Origin of the sequence: Arthrobacter sp. SO5 (genome assembly GCF_020532805.1) — a bacterium.
Classification (GTDB): Bacteria; Actinomycetota; Actinomycetes; order Actinomycetales; family Micrococcaceae; genus Arthrobacter.
Genome location: NZ_MQTQ01000036.1, coordinates 16,352 through 17,012, shown reverse-complemented (window position 1 = coordinate 17,012; position 661 = coordinate 16,352). Strand labels below are relative to the sequence as shown.

At 66.3% G+C, this 661-nt stretch carries 1 protein-coding gene; it reads left to right on the top strand.

The genetic code is table 11. From position 1 onward, the window contains the following. Positions 1–28: 28 nt before the first annotated feature. The coding region (gene istB / locus BJG92_RS06240) for an IS21-like element helper ATPase IstB (RefSeq protein WP_232083160.1) at positions 29–661 on the top strand (633 nt) is incomplete at its 3' end.

Below are 661 nucleotides of genomic sequence, written 5' to 3'. Positions count from 1 at the left end.
AGCCGAACCTGGTCCTGGAGGTGGTCTCATGACCGGGACACCGTCACAGATCGAGTACTACGCCCGGGCTCTGCGCGCCCCACGGATCAGCGACGGGTTCCGCCGTCTCGGGGACCAGGCCCGGGACTCCGGCTGGTCGCACGAGGAGTACCTGGCCGCCGTGCTCTCCCGTGAAGTCTCCGAACGCGAAGCCTCCGGAGCGGCGACCCGGATCAAAGCCGCGAGGTTCCCGGCGCACAAGGACCTCGAGGAGTTCAACTTCGACCACCAGCCCTCCGCGGACCGGACCCTTATCGCGCATCTGGGCACCGGCGTCTTCCTTGCCGAGGCCAAGAACGTGGTCCTGCTCGGGCCTCCCGGCACCGGCAAAACCCATCTCGCGGTCGGAATCGGCATCAAGGCAGCCAAGGCCGGGCACAGGGTCCTCTTCGACTCCGCGACCGGCTGGGTCGCCCGGCTGCAGGAAGCCCATTCCCGCGGGAAACTCGCCCAGGAACTGGTCAAGCTACGCCGCTACGGGCTACTCATAATTGACGAAGTAGGCTATATCCCGTTCGACCAGGACGCCGCGAACCTGTTCTTCCAGCTGGTCTCCAGCCGCTACGAACACGCCTCGATGATCCTGACGTCCAACCTCCCCTTCGCCCGCTGGGGCGACGTA